Here is a 21,614-nt window from a genome sequence, read left to right as displayed (position 1 = left end):
AAAATAGGCTTGGCCTCTGCTAAATTATACAAATGCTTTTTATAGACCTCCTTATGCTTTTTAAAGTCCACCTCCTTGGTTTCCCAATGTTGGGCAACAAATTCCAATTCGAAATCTGTCAGCATAGCACAGACTTCTTTCTTTCTGAATTTTTCTAGTGGAAGATCTATTTCTACCCCATCATAACCAGCTTCTTTTACCTTTTTTAAAAAATCAGGCCAGGGCATATCTGAGCTCCCCCATCTAGGGTATATAAAATTTAGATTCATTTATGGTATTATGTATTTGTAAAGATTCCTTTTGGATTCAAAGGAAATTCACTGCAATCAATTTTAGAAAAAGAAACCCCGCCATCAACTAAACTAAACTAACTCTTTGAAGCGGGGATATCCCAAAATTTTAACGAAATCCTTTAATAATCTGTATTTTGCTTTAAGTTTGGATTATTAATCAATTCAAAATCAGGAATTGGCCAAACGTAATCCCTAGGAGCTGTAAATAACCTATTTTCCAAAGGAACTATCCCAATTGCAGGTTGATTCATAGTTGTCTCCAACAATTTCCATCTATGATAATCATAATAAAGAATACCTTCACCTGCCAATTCTATTATTCTTTCACGTCTGATAATATCACGAAAGCTATCTTTAGTTAAGCCAATTAGAGCAATTGGCGGGACAACAATATTAGATCCATCTGTTGCGGCTCCTTGCCCTCCTCTAGTTCTTAATTCATTAATTAAATCTAACAAATTCTGAGATGGTCCATTTACCTCATTCATAGCTTCTACGTAATTTAGGTATACTTCACCCAATCTAAAAACTATAAAATCATTATGACTTCTTTGTGTAGCAGTTTCTGCGGGATTGATCCATTTTCTAAAATTAAGCCAGGTACCATTGTTAACAAACATCGAACCCTCATAATCCACATCTACATTCCAGTCAAAAATAGTTTGGTTTAAGCGAGGATCTCTATTTTCGAATGGAGCATTAGAATCATAAAGGAGACTGTTTGAAATATCCTCTCCATTAATATCCGGGTACCTGTTAACCAAGGCCATAGTAGGAGAAAAAGTGGACCAAGAGGCATGAAAACTTATTGGTCCCAGCCATTGACCTATAGAATGGTACCTTCCTTCAAGATCAGCATTTACTCTTGCTAGAATAATTTCAGAATTCCCCTCTCCTTCTGGTCTAAACAATTCAGTATAATTGCCATATAAACTAAAGCCTCCTAACATAATCTGACTAGCTATATTTGCACTTTCTGTTAACATTGTATTATCTGAAGACAATGTCCCTTCATAAAGTAGTATTCTTGACTTTAAGGCCATAACTGCCCATTTTGTAACCCTTCCATACTCGGGAGTATAATTTGAAGAAGATAACTCTAAAATAGTTGCATCAAGTTCTTCTAGCACAAAATCAAGAACTTCAGATCTCGTACTTGGTTCTACTTGCCCTTCATTAACCCCTAATAATTTTGTTACGATAGGAACGTTTCCAAACTGATACATCAACTTGTAATGCGCCCATGCCCTGAAAAAACGAACTTGTCCCTTATATTGTGCCAAGGTGGCTTCTGGCAAACCAACTTTTTTTACATTATTTAAAAACCAATTAGCATCCCTAATGGTACCGTATTGACCGGTCCACAAACCATTAACTAGACTTGCACCCGGGTTAATCGCACCAGTAGAAATTTCTACAGATGCGCCACTTTGACTAAACATTATTTCCGTTAAAGCATCCCATTCTATCTGCCCAACATTAGACAAAGAACCATAAAGAGCATTAGCGGCTTGTTTAACTTCATCTTCACTTGTCCAGAAGGCATCTTCTGATAAGGCCGTTACCGGAAGTTTTGTAATTTCATCTTCGGAACAACTTTGAAATATTCCAAAAACAAAAATTAGTATATATATTGGTGTTATATAATTTTTCATATGATTATTTTTTAAAAATTAATGTTAATTCCCATTGAAAATGTCTTTAAAGGTGGAATTGATAATCCACTAGACTCAGGATCAAAACCAGGTCTAAAATCAGATACCGTTAACAAGTTTGTCCCGGTAAAATAAATTCTAGCCTTTTGAATAGATTTATTATCATTAATTGGAAGTGTGTAACCTAATTGTAAATTTTTTAATCTTAAATAAGAAGATTTAAATGCCCAGTAACTTGAATTAGTATAAAAATTTTGGTTATAAGTTTGTTGTCCAAAAAGTAAGAGTCTAGGATAGGTTCCATTAGTATTCGAGGAACTCCAGGCATCATTTGCTTCTTCTGGAATCCATCCAAAATTCCCAAATAAATCATTTGATCTATAATCTTTGGCTTTACCCGTTCCTTGAAAGAATATTTGTATATCGAAATTCTTCCAATCAGCATTCAAATTAATTCCGTAGGTAATTTTAGGAAGTGTTTCTGCAATTGCCACATTATCTTCAAAGTTTAGTGCCCCATCATTATTGTGATCTTTGTACCTAATATCCCCCATAGTTGTATTTGGGCTAATTCCTGAGGTAATTTCGGTTTTATAAGCATCTACTTCTGCTTGAGATGATAAAATACCATCTGACACATACCCATAAATAGTTCCTAATGCATCCCCAACTCTATAATTGGTATCAAATTCTGAAAAAGCGTCAGTAAGTTCAGTAATCTCATTTGTATTATAGGTTCCATTTATCGAGACCCCATATTTCAAACCGTTTGACAATACGTTATTGTGATTCAAGATTAACTCTAATCCTTTATTTTGAACATTACCTGCGTTAATGGCAGGACCACTTCTTCCAGTCCCTACAGTACCTGGTACTGGGCTCGGCAACAAAATATCTTGCGTATCTTTATTGTAATAATCCAACGAACCTGAGAGTAATCCTCTAGAAAATGAAAAATCTAAACCAAAATTCATTGTACTGGTTGTTTCCCACTTTAAATTTCTAAATGGGACACCTCCTTCAGAAGCTGTAGATTCTACAATATCCCCCATTCCAAAATAGTAACTACCAAAAGATATGTTGGAAAAATAGCTTCCTGAAACTCTATTATTTCCAGTCGTACCATAAGATGCCCTGAATTTAAGGCTTTCCATAGAACTAAAATCAAAGAAATTTTCTTCACTAATTAACCAACCTGCCGAAATAGAAGGGAAAAAACCATAACGATTTTCTGGGGCAAAAATGGATGACCCATCGTATCGTCCTGTTAATTCAAGAAAGTATTTTTCATCAAAATTGTAATTAATTCTTCCTACTCCAGATTGCAAGGCATTTTCACCTGTATTACTACTTAACCCGGTGATATCATCATTATCTCCAGAATTAGGTGCACTGAACTCAGTTAATAAATTATCAAACTGAAAATTTCTTCTTCCAGCACTAATAAACGAATCCTTATTAAATTGGACATCCCATCCAACCAAAACACCTATACTATGTTCCTTAAAAGTTTTTTCATAACTTATAAACGATTGAGCATTATACTGATTATTATCTCTCCAAGTTTGCCCTAAACTGTTTATATCCGAGAACCAAGATGGTCCTCCTGTTGTAGATCTTTTATATATACTAGAAACACTTCTTCCTGTTCCTGAAATCAAGGAATAACGACCTATAACTTTTAAACCATCTATAAGTTCCCAGGTTAGATTAGTATTAGCAGTAAATGTTTTGTTTATTGCATTAGATGTACCAGCTTCAAGCTCCCAAAGAACGTTCCAAAACCCTCTACCATAGGCACCTGCTTCATTAAAAAAGGCAAACTCTCCATCAGCATTTCTGACTGGTAAAAATGGAGCAGTTCCGTTCATATGTTGGTAGATATTATCAATACCGTTATTAACATTTGGGGATGTATTATTGGAAATACTATAGCTTAAATTAACATCTAAATCGATATTATCCCTTAATTTTGTCTTTAAATTTGTTCTCAGATTATACTGTTTTCTATCGATTCCGGATTTTACGATTCCGTCAGAATTTCTGTAACCTAAAGAAAAGTAATAAGATGAGTTTTCATTACCTCCAGTGGCGCTTAAAAAATATCTATTTGTAATTTCTGTTTTAAGAAACTCGTCCTTCCAATTCGTATTTGGATAAGCTGGATCCGTACCTGCTTCAAATTTTTCAAAATCTTCTGGCGTAAATAAAACTTGCCCTCCTGAGTTCAAAGAGGCCTCATTCATAATTTTGGCAGATTCAATTGAATTTGCAGATTTCTGAGTCGTTGTTAAATCACCAAAACTAACGAAGCTTTCAAAGTTAAAGCTAGCCTTCTTATTTTTTCCAGTTTTAGTTTTAACTATTATTACACCTGCCGCAGCTCTTGATCCATAGATTGCAGATGCTGCACCATCCTTTAATACAGAAATGGCTTCTATATCATTGGGATCTACACTAAGTAAATCTTGAGGCACTCCATCCACTATATATAAAGGGGAATTATTACCTATTGTCGTTGCCCCTCTAACCAGAACAGATAATCCTTGATTATACCCCCCATCTTTTATATACAATCCCGGAGTACGGCCTTGCAATGCAGATGCAATATTTGCATTGGTAATATTCCCTAATTCTTCGACATCCACAGCGGACACCGCAGAAGTAATACTAGTGATTTTTTGTGTACCATAAGCAACCAATACAACCTCGTCAAGGGAACTTGCATCAGCCATTAATTCAATCTGGAAGGTTGTTTGATTATTGACTTCAACTTCTCTAGTTGCAAACCCTAAATAGGATACAATTAAGGTGGCATTTCCAGAAGACACCTTGAAAGAGAATTTTCCATCAAAATCCGATTGCACACCATTGGTAGTTCCTTTCTCAAGAATATTAGCTCCTGGCAAAGGTTGTCCGTTATTGTCCGTTATTTTTCCTGAAATTAATAATTGTTGAGTACTATTAATTTTTTCAGGATATTTAATAACAACAATTTTATTGTTTTTTGTAAAATCAAACTGATAGTCCCGTCCAGAAAGGCTTTTAGTTAGTAGCTTATTAGCCTTAATAACACCTTTTTTAAGATGCACCTTTGGAGCACCTTTAAAGAGGTCTTCTTGATAAATAAAGGTGTACTCCGTTTGCGCCCTTAGCAGATCGAACACTTGATCCAGTGTCAATTCAATATCTTCTTCTATTACAATTTTAGCATTTTGAGAGAAAACATCACTTGAGGTAAAACTAAAAACTGTTGTACAAAACAAGAGTATAAATATCCTCATAATAAATTGTAGAATTTTTTTCTTATATAAGAAAAAACTGTTAATAAATTTAATTTCCATAAATTTGTGGTATTAGTTGATTAAACATTTAATTAATTAATAATGCAAAGGGGATGAAGCGTTTTACTGTCCAGGTATGTCTTTGTTCCCTTATTCTTTTTATTGAATTGTAATTTTCTGGTTTTTTATTTCATAGGCGTTTATAAATTTTGTTTTCTTAATAACATTTAGAATTTCTTTAATACTATCTTTCTTACTTAGAACCCCATTGAATTTGACATTCTCTAATTCCTCATTCGCAAACTCCACTTCAAAATCATACCAACGAGTCAATACAACCATAATTTCCTTTAAGGTTTTTCCTTTAAAACTAAAAAGTCCTTTTTTCCATGATATTTCGCTATACACATCAACTTCTTGAACGCCTATACTTTTATTTTTTAAGTTAAGTTTAGTTTGCTGATTTGGAATTAATTTCTGTTTTGATTCCATATTACTAACACTTACTTTTCCCTCCACTAATGTTGTATAAATACTATCTTCATTGTTATATGCTTTTATATTAAATTCGGTTCCTAACACTTCCACTTCTTGATGATCATTAAACACGAGGAACTTAGTGTCTTTGTGTTCAATACTTGGAGATACATCAAAATAGGCTTCTCCATAAACCAATTCTACTTTTCGTAACATACCATCAACAAAATTTACTGGATAAATTAATTTTGATTCCGAATTTAGCCAAACTTTAGTTCCATCAGATAAAACTAAATAAAACTGACCTCCACGTGGAACTGTCAGGGTATTATAGGCTATTTCATCTTTGGAGTTTGACTTTTTTTTGTTATAGACAATTTCTTCTCCATTGCTAGTAACATTATGTCCGTTATAAGCGCTACCTTTTTCCAAGGATACAACGGATCCATCACCTAAGGTTAAAGTCGCCTTATCTGTACCAATCTCAATTTTGGTATCATTTTCAACAATAATTGGTGCGCCAATTTTAATTTCCTCCTTTTTATTAAATATAAAATTTATAGAAATTAATAATGCAACAGATGCTGCTACCGCATACTTCCAGTAAGTTTTCTTCTGAGAATGTTTGGATAATTTGTTTCGAATCGAGAACCAACCTTCTTCTACATTGATATTGTCTAAATCTGTTAGGTAATTATTTTTAACAGAATTAAAATAATTCTTATGAATTTGTGATTCCTCAAACCATTTATTGAAAATGATTTCTTCCTCTGTAGTAAGTGTATTGTTTAGTTTTTTTACAATTAACTTGAATTCCACCTGATTTCGTTTTAATTACATTCTATTATAACGACAATAAAATTCACTAAATGGGTGACAAGAAAATAAAAAAATATTTAAACTTTTTCAAACTTAAATATTAAATAAATAAAAATTTACCAAAATTATTGATGAAGTTGAAGTAAAATTAAAATAGAAGTTACCATTTCAGTAATTCTTAATTTAGCCCTTTTTAGCTGAGTTTTAACCGTATTTATTGATATTCCTAACTCCTTGGCAATTTCAGCATATTTATATTTATGTATGAATTTTAACCTTACAATTTGTTGCATCTTTTCGGGAAGGGTATCAATAATTTTTAAAACCTTATGATAAATTAAGGTTTTATCTTCTTCTGTACTAGAATTGAAAACATGTTCTGAAATTAAAGCTAAGTTAAAATCCAAAAATTCCAAATTATCTGTTATTTTTATTGACTTTAGGTAATTTAAGCACCTATTTCTAACCATAATACGTAGATACCCTTTTAAGGATTTTTCAATTTTTAAATTATCCGCGTTTTCCCATAAATAGATAAAGATTTCTTGTACTATATCTTTGCTTGAATCTTTATCAAAAAGATAACCATTGGCGTAAACAACCAATTCTTCATAATGTTTGTCAAAAAAAATTTTAAAAATTTTTTCGTTCTTTTTACTTATTTCTTCAAGTATAAGATTCATTAAGCTAGGAAGTTATTTGGTGTAAAAACAAAACTATAAAAAAGATGTTGACTAAAATTAGTATTTAGGAATATTTATTTTTTAAGGTGATTTGGATATTTTCAATTTGCAAAAAAAAATGTCATATTAACTAGCCAACTTACAACCAAAAAAATATAAATGAAAATCGTTGACTCAATTATAAATTAAAAGCTAATTACCAAAATTTTCAATCAGATAATCTAAATTAAATTTATTTTACATAAGCCGCTGCATAGTGAAATACCTAATAATTTGAAGATATTATTTATGCTTGTGTTCCAAAAAATCATATATTTATAGCTTTACAGCTTGTAAAGAATTTTACTTTAAGTTCATTCATAGTATTGTCAACAAAAACGGTTTACAGCATATTTTAAAATTCATTAACTTATTGATAAATAAGTCATTGCACGGACCAGGTATAACCCTGCTACGTTCTTAACCTATAGAGGAGCTAACGGAAAGAAAGGTTGTATAGTGGCCATTATCAAGGGAACCAAAGCGGATAACGTCAACAATGTACTTGATTGGATCCCTGTTGAAAGACGAATATGGTCAAAGAAGTTTCTGTCGATATGGCCGGAAATATGAACTTGATCGCTAAAAAATGTTTTCCTAAAACAGAAATCGTGACTGATAGATTTCATGTTCAAAAACTAATCTAAAAAACTTAAAAATAAGTACTAAATTTAACCACAAATCAATCGATTTTGAGCAATTGAATTGCTATACTCACTTTCATCCGCCGCAAGTGGCTCACTTTGCCCGCCCTATCCACTATTGACCATTATTCTATTTTCTTTATTTCTTTTTGAATTGCTTTAATTATATTCCTCGGTATTTCTAATTCAGAAGCAATTGCTGACCATCGAGGAATTAAGGCTTGGACATCTCCAATAATTCCCTTGGGATTCTTTATAGAAAATTCTTCAGCAATAGTAAGGACATCTTTCATTGTTACTGAAGTACGCTTACCATTAATTGATAAAGCTCTAGATATTGTTTTAAATGTAATTAGTGGGTTAAGCGCAAAGGTCAAATCATAGGCAGGTGCTAAATTCCAACTATTACTTTCTTTGTTATACATAAAACTATGATTCTTTAGATGGTCGTCTACATTTCTAAAAACAAGATTGAACACCATTCGCTTAAATAGTTGCTGTAAATCTTTATGTGGCACTTCTAAACCTACGGCAACTTTAAAGATATTTTCATAAGAAGAATTCTCTGGCTGGCTTTTAAAATCCCAACCAGTTAAACCAGTTACGGTTAAAACGTGTTGTTTTTCTCCGTGTTGTCTGTCATATCGTAAAGTGGCGAAATGCTTATTTTCAATTAACTTGGAAGGCATCATATCAATACCTGCTTCTTGTGCTAATAAGTAATACCCATATTCTACTTTTTCTTTGTTATAACCATCACTGTCATCGAAGTGTAATTTCACCAAATAGTGATTATAATTTTCGCTAGTTTCCCTATCTCCAGCAATGATTTCTCCCGTTTCTTTATGTTCTGAAATTAAGATTTTAGGCCTGGCGCCACCTGCAGAGGTTCCTATTTTGAAGACGTTGAGCAATGATAATTCGCTAAGGTCTTTTCCAATAGTGTCTTCTTTAAGTTTTAACACCTTCTCTAAGATTGTGATAACCTCATCAATATTAACTGTAGTTGTATTTGGTAATTTTTTGATAGGTTTATATTCCAATGCTCCCATACCACGGTCTGCTACATATGCTAGCTGCTCAAGAGGTGTTACCTTTTGAATTCCTCTTACTGTCAACCATTCTTGGAATATTATATTACCAAAAGTATCAGGTAAAGAATCAGCAATCATTGGTGGTACCCCTTGAAAGGTATCTTGTTGATATTCGGTGAATACCTGTGCTTGTTTTGTGCGTTTGAAAATAAAGGGAAAAAGATTTGAGTATTTGCCAGATGCTAAAAAATCAGGATTATATTGGAAAAAAGATTTGCCCTGATCTATGTTGTAGCCTAATTTTCCAATTTCAAGTCCAAAAGCAATGATATCTATGATTTTATCTCTAGCCATTTATTAATACAGTGAAATATTGTTTTGATTTGTAATAGTCTTGTCTAATTCTTTAGTAATAGACTGCAATAATCCAAAATGATTTGCTACTTTTAAAATAGTATCGAGCGTAGCATTTTTACCATTCTCGATGTTTTGAATTGTTGTGCTCGAAACATCAAGCACCTGTGCAAGTTCGTCTCTAGAGAGTCCATCAGATTTACGAAGTGCCTTACACACCTCCCCAATCTTGACCTTCACATCTTTTATTTTTATAACCTCTAACATTTTATTACCATTATATTGTCTAAATATAGGCTTTTTAACTTAAAAATACCATTATAATGATAGATATAATATTTTATAAACTTCCATATTACAAAATCAGAATATTCAATTTTAGCAAACTTTCGAGAAACTTACTATTTTAGAGTCAGTATCTCACAATAGAAATTTACACTTTTGATTTAATTATATGCTGTTTCTAATTTTTCAGAATCCTTACAACCAACCATAAACAAAAAATCAAAAAAAGCAACCAAATGTTAAAAAGTCACCTATTCGGTGCGCACAAAATTAAGGTACTTCCCTACCCCTTATTTATAGGGCATTTGGGTGTTTAGTTCTGGTCCCTCCGGCTCCACGACACTCAAAAATACGCAGCAGATTAAAGCGCGCTAAAATGCGAAGTTTGCTTCGGTATTTTTGGAAGATTTAAGATGCCCATCATTCTAAATGATGGGTATTTTTATTTGCAACATTGCGAGTACAAGGGATCTATAATCCTCCGGCTCCACGATTATGCACAACAGGTGTGTGCATTAAAGCATAAGAAACCCAATCAAGTAAACTTGATTGGGTTTTGCTATTTTTAGGTGCCTGATCTGAAAAATCAGTCAGTTGTATTTACAGTACGGAACCTTATGGGAACAACGAAGTTAATCCTCCGGCTCCACTTTTTGACTACCAAGTCAATCTATTTTGTATAAAAATCTTCGGTGGATCCCTAAAATTTAATTCTAAAGTCCGAAATTCTAGGATCGTTTTCGTTACCATTGAAACCATAGGACACCCCCATAACATCAATATGCAGAACTCCTAGAATTCCCTTAAATCACCTCTATTTTAAGGTAAATACCTGTTGGATACTAGTTTCTTAAATCGTGTAAAGCCAATACCGGAACATTAGCATTATGACCTAATTCTTTTACCAATGGGTTAGAAAAAATACTACCAAAGAATTTATGTTTTTTATTAATAAAAGCGATCATTTCGCTCTCTCTGCTTTGCGCAAAACAACGTACACCGTCTTGTAAACTTACATTGTATAATTTATGATGTGTAAAGTTTACAGCGGCTAAAATCTCATTGAGCAGTGCCTTATTATCAATTTGCTCCTTACTCAATTCATTGTCCTTTTGAACATATAAAATACGGATTGGCGCGCTAGTTAATTGTGAAATTTGCTTTAAAGTATCCAATTCGTTTTCTTTGTAATGTGTTTTGAAACTGGTGGGAAATACAATCTCGTTTAGCCCTTTAAACCTAATATTCCCAGGAATAGCTAGCACAGGACAGTTTCTAACCTTTTCCATTGTATTTACAGCATTGCTACCGAGAATTTCATTTTTGTTGTCCGTTTCTCCACGGGTACCCATAATTATCAACTTAATGTCTTCCTTTTCAACCGTGTTTTTGAGTACTTCAATAAAAGATCCAAATTCATTCAAAAAATGAAAGGTATGCTTAGTGTTATCCTCATTGAAACGATCTTCAACTTTCAACTTTCCCATCTTTTCTTCAGCAATCGCTTTTACCTCATCAATTTGATTTTTTGTGGGTTCAGGACTTAAAAGCTTATCCTTGGAATACCCTGGAAGATAGTTAGAATGTAGAATATAAAATTCACAAGATTCTCCTTTAAAAAGTTCAACTGCGTAATTTATAGCGTTGTTGGCATTGCCAGAGAAGTCTGTTGGAAGTAGTATCTTTTTTTTCATAACTTTTAAATTTTTATATTCTTAATGTAAAATTAGCTGATGGAACTATCTAAAACTATGATAATTGTCAGCCAATAACTTGCTGAAATAAAAAGTGGAGTTCTAATGTGATGCGTTAATTCTTTAACCACATTTGCTTACTATAAAGTAGTGGCAAATTTATGTTTGTACTCGCAAAATAGTAAATATGTATAATTGCAGTTTATAAACATACTCCTAATTAGTTCCAGCATTACTTTGTCTTAAAGGTAGCCAATTAAGTTCAAAATATTCGCTATTATAAATTTTTGTCTTACAGTTTAATTGCAAAGGATTATTTATACCAATTAAAATTGATTATGTCATAAAATAGTACCGCCGCCGCTCGGATAGGAGTCCTAGCAATACAAGGGTCCGATCTAACCATACAAAAATAAGAATGTCCATAATCGTAAATCTTGATCTGATGCTTCCAAAAGGAAGATGGCATTAGCAGAACTCTCGACAAGAAGTATTTTTTAGGTATAACTCATCTATTTTAAAAAAAAGGAAAGCAAAAGCGAATAGATTTAATACCCTTAAAGCAATATCCGAAATATTAAAGTGAAGAACTAGGGATATGCTAGCGGATGATCTATATGATTCTATTTTTTTTAGTAAAACGCCTAATTTTGTTGTAATTAATTGATAGTAGGTAAATTACAAAAATAGTGTTTTTCTTTTTTGTATATTTAATTCCTTTAATAAAGATCATCTCTGCAATGATATCAAAGCTTCAGTATACTTAGGCTTGATGGTGAAATTACTAACCATATAAATGAATTATTTTAACAAATATTGACTCCCTGAAAATTGCTAACGTATGAAAAACAAAAGAAACAAAATTACAACCACTTTCTTTTTATCAGCATTGTGTTTATTGACTTTTCAAATAAGCGCTCAAGAACATCTGGATGTAAACCATCAAAAGAAAACACATGAACGCAATGCAATGGGAAACGAAACCACCTTGAAGGTGTTGCTGTTTTCGGGTACTGGTTGGTTTCGACATCCAGACATTCCCATCGTAAACGGATGGATTGTACGTTTAGGATCAGAGCATAATATGCAGGTAGATGTAAGTGAAACTGGAGATGATATTTCTAAGAAAAAATTGAGCTATTACGATGTACTGCTATTTAACAATGCCAATGTTCTCGATAAAGTTTTTAATAAGGAACAACGTACGGCTATTGAAGAATGGTATAAAGCAGGGGGCGCAATAGTTGGTTTACATGCATTGTTAGTGCATCAGGAAAACTGGCCTTGGTTATTGGATTTGGGAGGTTGTGATTTTAATAGTGATTCTGAATTTCTAAAAGCTAAGGTGATGGTAGATTCCGAGGCAATGAATCATCCTACCGTTAAAGGAATGGGCAAAGAGTTTTGGTACGAAGCAGATTGGACCAACCACACCAAGGTTGTTACTGGATTGCCAGGGGTACAAGTGTTACTTCGGGTAGACGAATTGACCTACGAACCCGTTAGAGATTATTTCAAGACCAGAGGAGGCGTTCCTATGGGTAAAGATCATCCTATTGCATGGACTAGAGATTGGGGTGGAGGAAGGTTTTTCTATACAGAATTAGGTCATGATTTACGCTCTTTGGATACGGATTTTGGACGACAACATCTTATTGAAGGTATAAAGTGGGTTGTAAATCAAAATTAATAAAGGGATCTAAACTTTCCATTTATAAAAAACAGCAAATGGATTGTTTATCTTTTTCAATAATAAACAATCCATTTGCTGCAATTCAATTATTTTCTATGGGAGCTTCTCTTAGTTCACCAATTTTTTAGATAATAAATTAAGGTTGGTTTTGGCTTCTTTTAGCATTCCTTCCAAATCTTCAGGTTGGCTTGTAATATTAAACTGTGCCACCACCGCATTCAACGCATCTAGATCTTCTAACATACCTTTATCCTTTAACTCTTCTCTTAGTATTCTAATCTTTTCAGCATCTTGCAGACCTTCGTGTAAGGTTTCAAAACGAATAGAGCTTCTATTATCAGGATACACTATATAAGTATCGCCAGCGGGCCAGGTTCTAAAACGTGAATCTTGTAATGGATTTTCTACCCAACTGTTGTAGGCCCAACGCAAAAAACCATCAAAATCAGCTGCAATTGTGTACCAGCCAATAAACACACCTTCTGCCGGAGGTGAAAATGTAAATGTATTTGGGAACCCATCAGAACAACATACATAATGCGTACTGACAAAGCCATTAGCTCTTCTTTGCACTAGATCTTGTTCATCTACAGGATGGCCAAAAGCGACTGACATATCCTTCAATTCGTCCGGGTACAATTTGTAACTCTTATGGTTATCGGCGAAAGAAACGCCAAATTCTGGAGCATATTCATTAAGCAATTCTAACATTGCTTTCATTTCTTCTGGACCCCTTTCATCCATAGCAATGCGGGTAATTGTATTCCATCCTTTTGCAACCAGGTGTTTTTTAAAGGCCTTTAAAAAAGGAATCCATAGTTCATTATATTCTTTGGTTCCTGGAGGTGCTTTAATTTTTATTTCTTTGTTTTCAGCCTCGTCAAAATAGTAGAACTCGTTGCCCCAAGGAACCATAGAGTAGCAACTTATTTGATTTTTCACACCTAAATCCATCATAAACTGCACCCAATTGTCAAAAATGGTAAAATCATAAGCCCAAGTTCCATCGGATTTCTTTTTCCAATTGACCATAGCTTCAAACTGATCAAATGTTTGTCCGCCCCACGGACGTTTATTTAAAGACACCGTAATTACTTTCTGGCCAGAATCGGCAAGTCGCTTCATAATGGGCTTCAGTAAATCCCAGTGCTCTTGAGACCAGGGTTCTACCTTATGAAAGCGAGATACTGCATACGGATTTTGCCATAAATCCAAATGAAATTTCCAATCGGTTCCTTTCGGTAATACCTTATCGATAACTTCTAAAGTGAATTCAAATTGTTTTGATTCTTGTCCCTTTATATGTAGCGTTATTGTACTCTTATACGTTCCGGATTCCGCATCAGACGGCACATCTACCGTTACCCAAATCGGTCTTGTTTCTTGTGCTTTTACAGCATAAGAATTTACATTTTCTAAGGCATCGGCAACCAAGGAAGCCGCAAAATCTTCTGGTTTTCGGTACCCACAACCCCCAGCAAACTCATCTGTAATAACATATTTCACAAAACGTGTTTGCGCGATACTTGCTGGTAGATTTTTTCCTGAAGATGATTTAAAGTCTGAAATCTCTGTACTTACATGGTGAATAGAGTCATTACTCCAAAGCACTAATTGGCCCGAAATACGCTCTCCTTTCCATGCCGCACCACTCCAACTGTTTTTTATATCAATTTTTGGAAGTTCACTTTTTACATATCTAATGTTGGTCGATGTAACTGAAGCTTGTAATCCTTTTGGTACCGCTTCCCAATTTTCATCCATTCGGACTGATGGATCTTTGGGTTCTTCATAGGTTTGCGCAACTACAATATTCTTTTCCTCTTTACAGCTAACAGCTAGTATACTTACAAATACTAGCAATAAAAATGTTTTATTTATCATATTTAACTTCCCTTTATTTCGTCTTTAATTCAGCTTCAATTTTTTCATAATCTTTAAAGGAATTGATTCCTAAAACATCCCAATGCTTTTGCATTTTTTTAAGGGCTACTTTAAAACTTTCATAGTTTTTATTTTCAAGTTGTGTCCACCCCACTTCCGCATAGGCCGCTATTCTAGGAAAGGTCTGTCTTTCAATATCTGCATTGGTTGGTGTCCATTCACTCCACATTTGGCAACCTAAACCGTAAATGTTTTTATGATATTCGGCTTCTAAACCTTCTGGGATAGGATTAAAATTATAGGCCTTTTCTAAAGTAATGCTTTTATGACTGTAATCTAAATAGGTATTACTATGTAGCGAATTAACAATCCCATATCCTTTTTTAGCAGCATCTTGCGCCAATGCAAGATCTCCTTTCCAAAAATGCACTACTACGTTTTTAGCCAATTCAGTTTCTGCCTCTTTATCATCCTTCTTTTCTTCAAAACCTTGGTGAATATTTTTACCCATAATTTCATTCCACCCCATCATTCTTCGTCCATGCGATTCAATGAATCTTGAAATATCATTAGTAAATTGTATTTGTAAATCGGCCGGAGTTTTAATCGAATACTCTTTCATATACTCTTGAACATGTTTGGTATCTTCCCATACTTTATACCCTACTTCATCACCCCCAATATGAATAACTTCAGAAGGAAACAATTCAAAAACCTCTAACAAAACATCTTTAATGAACTGAACAACCTCTGGTTTTGTAACATCATAATTATCATACAAACGTCCAAATTTCACAGGCACATCAATATCTACACCTGCGGTACCTAGCCAGGTATAAGCCGCAATAGCTGCACTTGAATGTCCAGGCATTTCAATTTCAGGAACCACAGTAATATTTCGTTCTGCCGCATAAGCAACAATATTTTTTATTTGTTCTTGGGTATAAAATCCACCATGTGGTTCTCCTGAAGTTTTTCCACTTTTCCATGTTCCAATTTCAGAATCGGTCCTAAAGGCACCAACCTCGGTCAATAGCGGATATTTTTTAATTTCGATACGCCAGCCTGCATCATCTACAAGGTGCCAATGAAAAATATTCATTTTTAACAATGCCATTTGGTCTAGCATTTGTTTTACAAAGGCTTCCCCATGAAAATAGCGCGATTCATCAAGCATATAAGCGCGCCATTTAAAACGCGGATTATCTTCAATCGCAACCGATGGCACTACATATTTTGCCGTTTTCGATTTTTCTGAAGTTTCTTTTGAAATCAATTGTTTTATTGTTTGCACCCCATAAAAATAACCTGCTGCATCATTGGCTTTAATGGTGATCTTTTTTGGTGTTACAAGTAATTCATAGGCTTCTGGCGCTACTGTTTCTGATTTTTCAAAATGAATTGCAGCCGAATTTTCGTCTAACGCTAAATTAATCCCAGCATCAGCAAGTATAAAATCTTTGAGATTGTTTGCCGCATTTTGCTGTTCTTTAGAGGTTGTATGTATAGATTGCCCTTCTTTAAATAAAAAAGATTCTTCTGCTAAAACAACAGACACTGGCTGTGGTAAAATTGATATTTCTCCAGTCGTGAATGTTTTGTTTTTTTCTGTACAACCCAATAGGGTTAAAATTGTTATTAAACAGCTTACTTTTAATTTCATTTTGTGATGTTTTTAATATTTACCTAAACCGTAAATTTAAATCTTAAAATTGGATTTACAGTACTAAAGTAAGATCAGCCTTATATATTTTAATTGTATTTTCTCTTAATTTGCTATATTCTACGGTTAACAAAAAATCGCGTGTAGGCATAACTATTCTCTAAAACAATATGAATACCTTAGTTTAATTGTGAATACCGAAAGGGGAGGAATAGTTAACCTTCCCTTGATTCGTTGCACGCAAACTTTAAAACAAATACTACTCTCGAGAAAAAGAAGCACATCTCCTATTTTGGGTTCCTGTGCTACTGTTTATAAAAGGAAAGCAAACGGAAGAGATGGTACTACAACCATATCAAGTCTCCTTAAGTTAGTTTACAATACAGCCACAAGCATTAAACTCCCAATTATTTTAAATTGGGAGTTTATTATTTTAAATATTAAATTTGAGGATATTTTTAGTACAATGCTTCTATTTTTTACTTAAAAAATGACACTACAAGACTTACCTGGTAAATACACCGTAATTGGAAGCAATCAAGATGCAGCTGAAACACCTTATAAAGGAACGCTTACGCTGGAATTAGATGCCACCAACAGAATTAAAGCCCAATGGCATATACAAAATGAACAATACCAGTTGGGAACTGGATTCTTTAAGGATAATGTTTTAGTTATCAATTTCAATTATATAGGAGAAAACAAGGCCGTATTTAAAGGTGTAGTTGTTTATAAATGTCTTTCTAAAGATATTTTAGACGGATTCTGGTCAGAGAAACACGGTAATCCCGCTTATTTAGGAGCAGAACGTTGTTTTAGAGTTACGAACAGAAAAGAAGTATTAAACTAAAGATATAAAACACTCTTTATTTAGTGCATCCAGCAATTTTATTGCCAAGCGCAAGGTATCCTAACTTGAATAATTCTTTTTTGGAATTGCCTTAAAGAACTCAGAAGCATCTAAGTCTCCAGTAGGACCGTAGCCTATAAGCAGCGTTCCTTTGCTGTTTGTATTCGTTTCTATAATATAGAGGATAGACAAATCGGATGGGTTACTCATTCCTTCATACCTATACTCCTTAACCACGAAAATCTCTTCTGGTTTAAAAATTTCTTTTGTGTCTACATCTACCAAGGCACCTTGAACTACCTTATAATTACGTTCATATCCTTTCGCTTGATATTTTTCTATGTTTTCTCTTTCACTTTTGGCATACTCATTATTCATAGTATTTATTTTAGTAGTGTTATATAAAGGGTCATGTATTACCTATTACTTAAATATTTTTTTAATTAGAAGTAATGCACCGTATTTACGGGCAAATTTTAATGCCCAATTAATCCAATTGTATGGTTTTAGATCTTCTGCAACATTGTGTTTTTGCACCTTTAATTCTTCAATCAATATTTGGCGCTCCAGACTCAATTTTTTCAGATCTAATTCTATTTCTTTGAACGAGTTGTATTGCATAGGTACTGTTTTAATCAAAATATGTTTTAGACATTTTTACAATTAATATTTTTTCTATAGATCTTCGCTTGCTATAAACCAAGAGGCTTATTAAAATAAAGATGAAACCAACGGCTAGATAACCTAAGGGAATACTATTAAACAAATCTCCTAGAGCCAATGCTGCAGAAATAGCCATAAACAAAAACGCCAACAACAGTAGTCCTCCTAAAATAACTGTTTTAACTACGTATGACGATATGGTTGTTAGTTGCTGAAAAACTTTTAATTGATAGTACTTTTTAGATACCTCAACATATTTCTTTCCCGAAGCTGCAGCATCACTTGCTGTTTTGTCTATGGATTTTATTACACTCATTATGATTTTTGCAATTTCTTATTCTTAGCTTTCAATTCTTTTAATTTCAACTCTAACTGACCAATTACATCTTCTGCTTTATAGCTTGCATCTGACATTATAGATTCTAATTTGGCATCTAAAGTATCTTTGTTTGATTCCACTGAAGAAACTACAGTATCTCTTAACTCTAAGGCTCTATCTGTTATAGAATCCTTGGTTGCTACGGCTTCATCTACCAATTTTTTACGGGTATTTACCCCCTTATCTGGAGCAAACAAAATTCCTAAGGTTACCCCTATTGCGGTTCCTGTTAATACTCCTAATAATGTGTTACTGTTATTACTCATGATTTTATGTTTTTATGTGTTACTACGACAAAGTTCCTAATACTAAAGCACTTGTATTAACGTAAATGATGTAAAAGGTAACTCATATGAAACACAGCGTATGAGTTAGCTTTTTCACCTATTGCATTAATAATAAAAAGAGAATTTATATAGTATTGTAAACAGGATTAATAAAATTAAAAAAAATATGAAAAAGGACTTAAAGCAAGGACAAGAAGACTTTCAATTTGTAAAAGAGAAAAACCAAAAAACAAGGAATTACTTAATGCAAAAGGACAAAACCACAATTATTGCATTTATAATAGTTCTTAGTATTATTGTTATCTTATTAATAGGCCTTTGGATCTCTGCAATTGAAATATAATAAACACAGTTGAATTAAAACTGACAAATATCATATTTAGAGCAAATGATACGTACTATCTTTACAGCGTTAAACGTATTTAAACCGCCAAAAAATGAATTTATCGATTATCCTATCTAACCTTAGCAATGGTAAAATAATGATTGCTATTTTTGCTTTAGTATGTATCGTACTTGTTGCTATTGTGCTTAGTTTTTTAATGAAAAGTAAAAAGAAAAGCGAATAAGCAATTGTTTATGATAGTACTTCAATGAAGTAGGTTTTTACAACCTACTTCTACCTTATATTTTAAAAGTTACCACAGGTATACTAGCGTGGTTCACTACATCTTCTCCAATACTCCCCATAAAGAAATGAGAAATTCCCTTGCGTCCATGGGTAGACATCGCTATTAAATCGGCATTGGTTGTGGCACTATAATTTAATATTCCTTTTTCAACCGTATAGTCATTATAAATTTCTACTTCTATACCCACATTTGCCTCTGAGATAAAGGCTGCAATTCTAGAATAAGCATCTTCGGTACTTAGAAAATTATCACCTGGTGTATTTATATACACATAGTTAACTTCTGCATTTAACAGCTCGGCAAAGGTTTTTACTTTATGGAAAGCAATTAAATTTTCGACTTTAAAATTTGAAGCAAACACAATAGAGTCTACAACAAAGTTTTCGATTTTCTCCTTTATAACCAATACAGGTATTGTAGCGTTCCGTACTACACGTTCCGTATTACTACCAACAAATATTTCTTCTAAGCCATCAACCCCATGGGACCCCATAACAATTAAGTCTGCTCCATGCTTTTCTGCCACCTCATTTACTTCACTAAATACTTTATAATGCTTTATTATAGGGGTTACGCTAATATCCTTTAAAAATGATTTGTCTAAAAACTTATTAAGCCTTTTTTCTGTTAGTTTTAATAAAAACACAACTTGTTCTTGAGGCATACCTTCTGAAGAAATCATAGTTGAAGACAACTCTAGCATGTGCAAAACAATAATTTCTGCCTTGTGTTTTGATGCCAATGATGCTGCGACTTTTAAAGCATTATTAGATTGTTCTGAAAAGTCTACGGGTACAATAATTTTTTTCATACTTTGTAATTAAAGATTAGTATTAAACAGTCATAGAAAATAATCTAGTTTGTGGTGTTTTTTGATGTAATAAGGTATCAAAGGCCATACATACATTTCTAACAAAAGGTCGGCCTTTCTCTAAAACTGTAAGCTTGGAAGGAGAAATTTCAATTAGGCCATCTAACTCCATTTCTTGCAACCTATTTAAAGTTTCTGCTAACTGCATAAATTCTTCATTTTTGTTACTCCAAGAAGTTTCCAACCTACACATCAAATTTAAAATATGTTTTCGTATTATACGATCTTCTTGTGTTAAAATATGCCCTCTATAGATGGGAATGATATCATTAAAAACCAAATGATTGTATTCTTCTAAACTTTTTACATTTTGAGCAAAGCTATACCAGCTATCACTAATACTAGAGACACCTAAACCTATCATTACCTGTGTCTTAGACGCTGTGTACCCCATGAAATTCCGATGTAAAGCGCCCTCGTCTAATGCTTTCTTTAGGTTGTCTGATTCTAAAGCAAAATGATCCATCCCTATTTCCGTATACCCTACCTCTGCAAGCAATTGTTTTCCTTTCTCATACTGCTCTCTTTTCTCGGTAGCTTTTGGCAAATCTTCATCTTTATACCCTCGCTGTCCGTTTCCTTTTATCCAAGGTACGTGCGCATAACTATAAAATGCTAATCGGTCTGGCAGTAATTCCTTCGTCTTTAAAATAGTTTCTTCTACGTGCGCTAGGGTCTGAAACGGCAATCCAAAAATTAGATCATGACCAATAGAGGTATAGCCAATTTCTCTAGCCCATTGGGTCACATTTTTTACATTGCTAAAAGGCTGTATTCTATGTATTGCTTTCTGTACTCTTTCATTGTAATCTTGCACTCCAAAGCTTACACGTCTAAAACCAACATCATACAAGGATTGCAAATGTTCTTTTGTGGTATTGTTGGGGTGCCCTTCAAAACTAAACTCATAGGTTGCTGCCCTATCTGCTTTTCTAAAAACACCCCTAATAAGTTCTTGTAAATTTTGTGGTGTAAAAAAAGTAGGCGTCCCCCCACCCAAATGCAATTCTTTTACGATAGGCCTTTCAGGTAACATATCACAATACAATTGCCATTCTTTTAGCACCGTATTTATATATGGCGTTTCTACCTCATGCCGTTTCGTTATTCTCTTGTGACAACCACAAAAGGTACATAGACTCTCACAAAAAGGCAGGTGTATGTATAAGCTTATACCTTCTTTTTGATTGCTTTCTTTAAAGGATTTCACAAGTGTTTCTTTCCATTGTTTGCCTGAAAAAGTAGCATCATTCCAATATGGAACTGTTGGATAACTGGTATAACGTGGTCCGGGGATATTGTATTTCTGAACTAAATTGCACATTTATGGGGTATATTTAAGTCAAATATACTGGTCTTTGTTCGTTTGAAATATGACAAATATCATAGATGATAATTATGAATAATTTTTAGTCTATTATTGGTAAACCA

General features: G+C 33.5%; 19 protein-coding genes and 1 pseudogene. 4 read left to right on the top strand and 16 right to left on the bottom strand.

Translation table 11 applies throughout. From position 1 onward, the window contains the following. The 5 genes and pseudogenes from MWU65_RS04090 to MWU65_RS04070 form a co-directional block, all read right to left on the bottom strand. Positions 1–269: pseudogene (locus tag MWU65_RS04090) on the bottom strand (sugar phosphate isomerase/epimerase); the annotation flags it as partial. A gap of 143 nt (positions 270–412) precedes the next feature. After that, positions 413–1,948, bottom strand: a complete 1,536-nt coding sequence (locus MWU65_RS04085) for a RagB/SusD family nutrient uptake outer membrane protein (protein ID WP_247075895.1) — start codon at positions 1,946–1,948, stop codon at positions 413–415. An 11-nt stretch (positions 1,949–1,959) separates the two neighbouring features. Then, positions 1,960–5,232 (bottom strand): TonB-dependent receptor, encoded by a 3,273-nt coding sequence (locus tag MWU65_RS04080; RefSeq protein ID WP_247075894.1) that lies wholly within the window; start codon positions 5,230–5,232, stop codon positions 1,960–1,962. A 159-nt stretch (positions 5,233–5,391) separates the two neighbouring features. Beyond that, positions 5,392–6,528: a FecR family protein gene (locus MWU65_RS04075; RefSeq protein ID WP_247075893.1), complete on the bottom strand. Its 1,137-nt coding sequence runs from the start codon at positions 6,526–6,528 to the stop codon at positions 5,392–5,394. Between the two features lie 125 nt (positions 6,529–6,653). Then, a complete protein-coding gene (locus MWU65_RS04070; RefSeq protein WP_247075892.1) occupies positions 6,654–7,211 on the bottom strand; it encodes an RNA polymerase sigma-70 factor in 558 nt (185 codons plus the stop codon). 572 nt (positions 7,212–7,783) lie between these two features. On the opposite strand from MWU65_RS04070, the gene MWU65_RS17790 reads away from it, so the two are divergent. Continuing rightward, entirely contained in the window at positions 7,784–7,897 is a 114-nt protein-coding gene (locus MWU65_RS17790; protein WP_348646016.1) for a transposase, read from the top strand. A 122-nt stretch (positions 7,898–8,019) separates the two neighbouring features. Here the strand turns inward: MWU65_RS17790 and MWU65_RS04065 are convergent, their stop codons facing one another. The 3 genes from MWU65_RS04065 to MWU65_RS04055 all read right to left on the bottom strand — a co-directional run bounded on the left by MWU65_RS04065 (position 8,020) and on the right by MWU65_RS04055 (position 11,261). Continuing rightward, a complete protein-coding gene (locus tag MWU65_RS04065; RefSeq protein ID WP_247075891.1) occupies positions 8,020–9,282 on the bottom strand; it encodes a type II toxin-antitoxin system HipA family toxin in 1,263 nt (420 codons plus the stop codon). Positions 9,283–9,285: 3 nt separating this feature from the next. Continuing rightward, complete coding sequence (locus tag MWU65_RS04060; RefSeq protein ID WP_247075890.1) at positions 9,286–9,549, bottom strand: helix-turn-helix transcriptional regulator; 264 nt, start codon at positions 9,547–9,549, stop codon at positions 9,286–9,288. A gap of 860 nt (positions 9,550–10,409) precedes the next feature. Further along, positions 10,410–11,261 carry a universal stress protein gene (locus tag MWU65_RS04055; protein WP_247075889.1) on the bottom strand — a complete coding sequence of 284 codons (852 nt, stop codon included), beginning with the start codon at positions 11,259–11,261 and terminating at the stop codon, positions 10,410–10,412. Positions 11,262–12,102: 841 nt separating this feature from the next. On the opposite strand from MWU65_RS04055, the gene MWU65_RS04050 reads away from it, so the two are divergent. Continuing rightward, on the top strand, positions 12,103–12,951 hold the full coding sequence (locus MWU65_RS04050; protein ID WP_247075888.1) for a ThuA domain-containing protein: 849 nt from the start codon (positions 12,103–12,105) through the stop codon (positions 12,949–12,951). Between the two features lie 111 nt (positions 12,952–13,062). Here MWU65_RS04050 and MWU65_RS04045 read toward each other — a convergent pair whose 3' ends face one another. Further along, positions 13,063–14,838, bottom strand: coding sequence for a glycoside hydrolase domain-containing protein (locus MWU65_RS04045; RefSeq protein WP_247075887.1), 1,776 nt, complete (start codon positions 14,836–14,838; stop codon positions 13,063–13,065). Positions 14,839–14,851: 13 nt separating this feature from the next. Next, the gene (locus MWU65_RS04040; RefSeq protein ID WP_247075886.1) at positions 14,852–16,501 is read right to left on the bottom strand and encodes a beta-N-acetylhexosaminidase; all 1,650 of its coding nucleotides are present in this window, start codon (positions 16,499–16,501) and stop codon (positions 14,852–14,854) included. A 490-nt stretch (positions 16,502–16,991) separates the two neighbouring features. Here MWU65_RS04040 and MWU65_RS04035 point away from each other — a divergent pair, with 490 nt between their 5' ends. Beyond that, complete coding sequence (locus MWU65_RS04035) at positions 16,992–17,351, top strand: hypothetical protein (RefSeq protein ID WP_247075885.1); 360 nt, start codon at positions 16,992–16,994, stop codon at positions 17,349–17,351. A gap of 60 nt (positions 17,352–17,411) precedes the next feature. Here MWU65_RS04035 and MWU65_RS04030 read toward each other — a convergent pair whose 3' ends face one another. Genes MWU65_RS04030 through MWU65_RS04015 form a run of 4 tightly spaced genes read right to left on the bottom strand, consistent with a single transcriptional unit; the run spans position 17,412 to position 18,659 of the window. Next, a complete protein-coding gene (locus tag MWU65_RS04030) occupies positions 17,412–17,729 on the bottom strand; it encodes a hypothetical protein (RefSeq protein WP_247075884.1) in 318 nt (105 codons plus the stop codon). A gap of 45 nt (positions 17,730–17,774) precedes the next feature. Further along, a complete protein-coding gene (locus tag MWU65_RS04025; protein ID WP_247075883.1) occupies positions 17,775–17,972 on the bottom strand; it encodes a hypothetical protein in 198 nt (65 codons plus the stop codon). A 10-nt stretch (positions 17,973–17,982) separates the two neighbouring features. Continuing rightward, on the bottom strand, positions 17,983–18,330 hold the full coding sequence (locus MWU65_RS04020) for a hypothetical protein (RefSeq protein WP_247075882.1): 348 nt from the start codon (positions 18,328–18,330) through the stop codon (positions 17,983–17,985). Continuing rightward, positions 18,330–18,659, bottom strand: coding sequence for a YtxH domain-containing protein (locus MWU65_RS04015; protein ID WP_247075881.1), 330 nt, complete (start codon positions 18,657–18,659; stop codon positions 18,330–18,332). Before MWU65_RS04015 ends, MWU65_RS04020 begins: the two co-directional genes overlap by 1 nt. Before the next feature lie 187 nt (positions 18,660–18,846). Here MWU65_RS04015 and MWU65_RS04010 point away from each other — a divergent pair, with 187 nt between their 5' ends. Continuing rightward, a complete protein-coding gene (locus tag MWU65_RS04010) occupies positions 18,847–19,023 on the top strand; it encodes a hypothetical protein (RefSeq protein WP_247075880.1) in 177 nt (58 codons plus the stop codon). Between the two features lie 281 nt (positions 19,024–19,304). On the opposite strand, the gene MWU65_RS04005 is transcribed toward MWU65_RS04010, so the two are convergent. Both MWU65_RS04005 and hemN read right to left on the bottom strand, forming a co-directional pair. Continuing rightward, positions 19,305–20,123: a universal stress protein gene (locus MWU65_RS04005; RefSeq protein WP_247075879.1), complete on the bottom strand. Its 819-nt coding sequence runs from the start codon at positions 20,121–20,123 to the stop codon at positions 19,305–19,307. A gap of 22 nt (positions 20,124–20,145) precedes the next feature. Further along, positions 20,146–21,507 carry an oxygen-independent coproporphyrinogen III oxidase gene (gene hemN / locus MWU65_RS04000; RefSeq protein WP_247075878.1) on the bottom strand — a complete coding sequence of 454 codons (1,362 nt, stop codon included), beginning with the start codon at positions 21,505–21,507 and terminating at the stop codon, positions 20,146–20,148. Between the last annotated feature and the right edge of the window lie 107 nt (positions 21,508–21,614).

It is taken from the genome of Cellulophaga sp. F20128 (assembly GCF_023015805.1).
GTDB lineage: Bacteria > Bacteroidota > Bacteroidia > Flavobacteriales > Flavobacteriaceae > Cellulophaga.
Note: the sequence above shows the minus strand (reverse complement) of the source record. Positions and strands in the feature narration are given on the sequence as shown.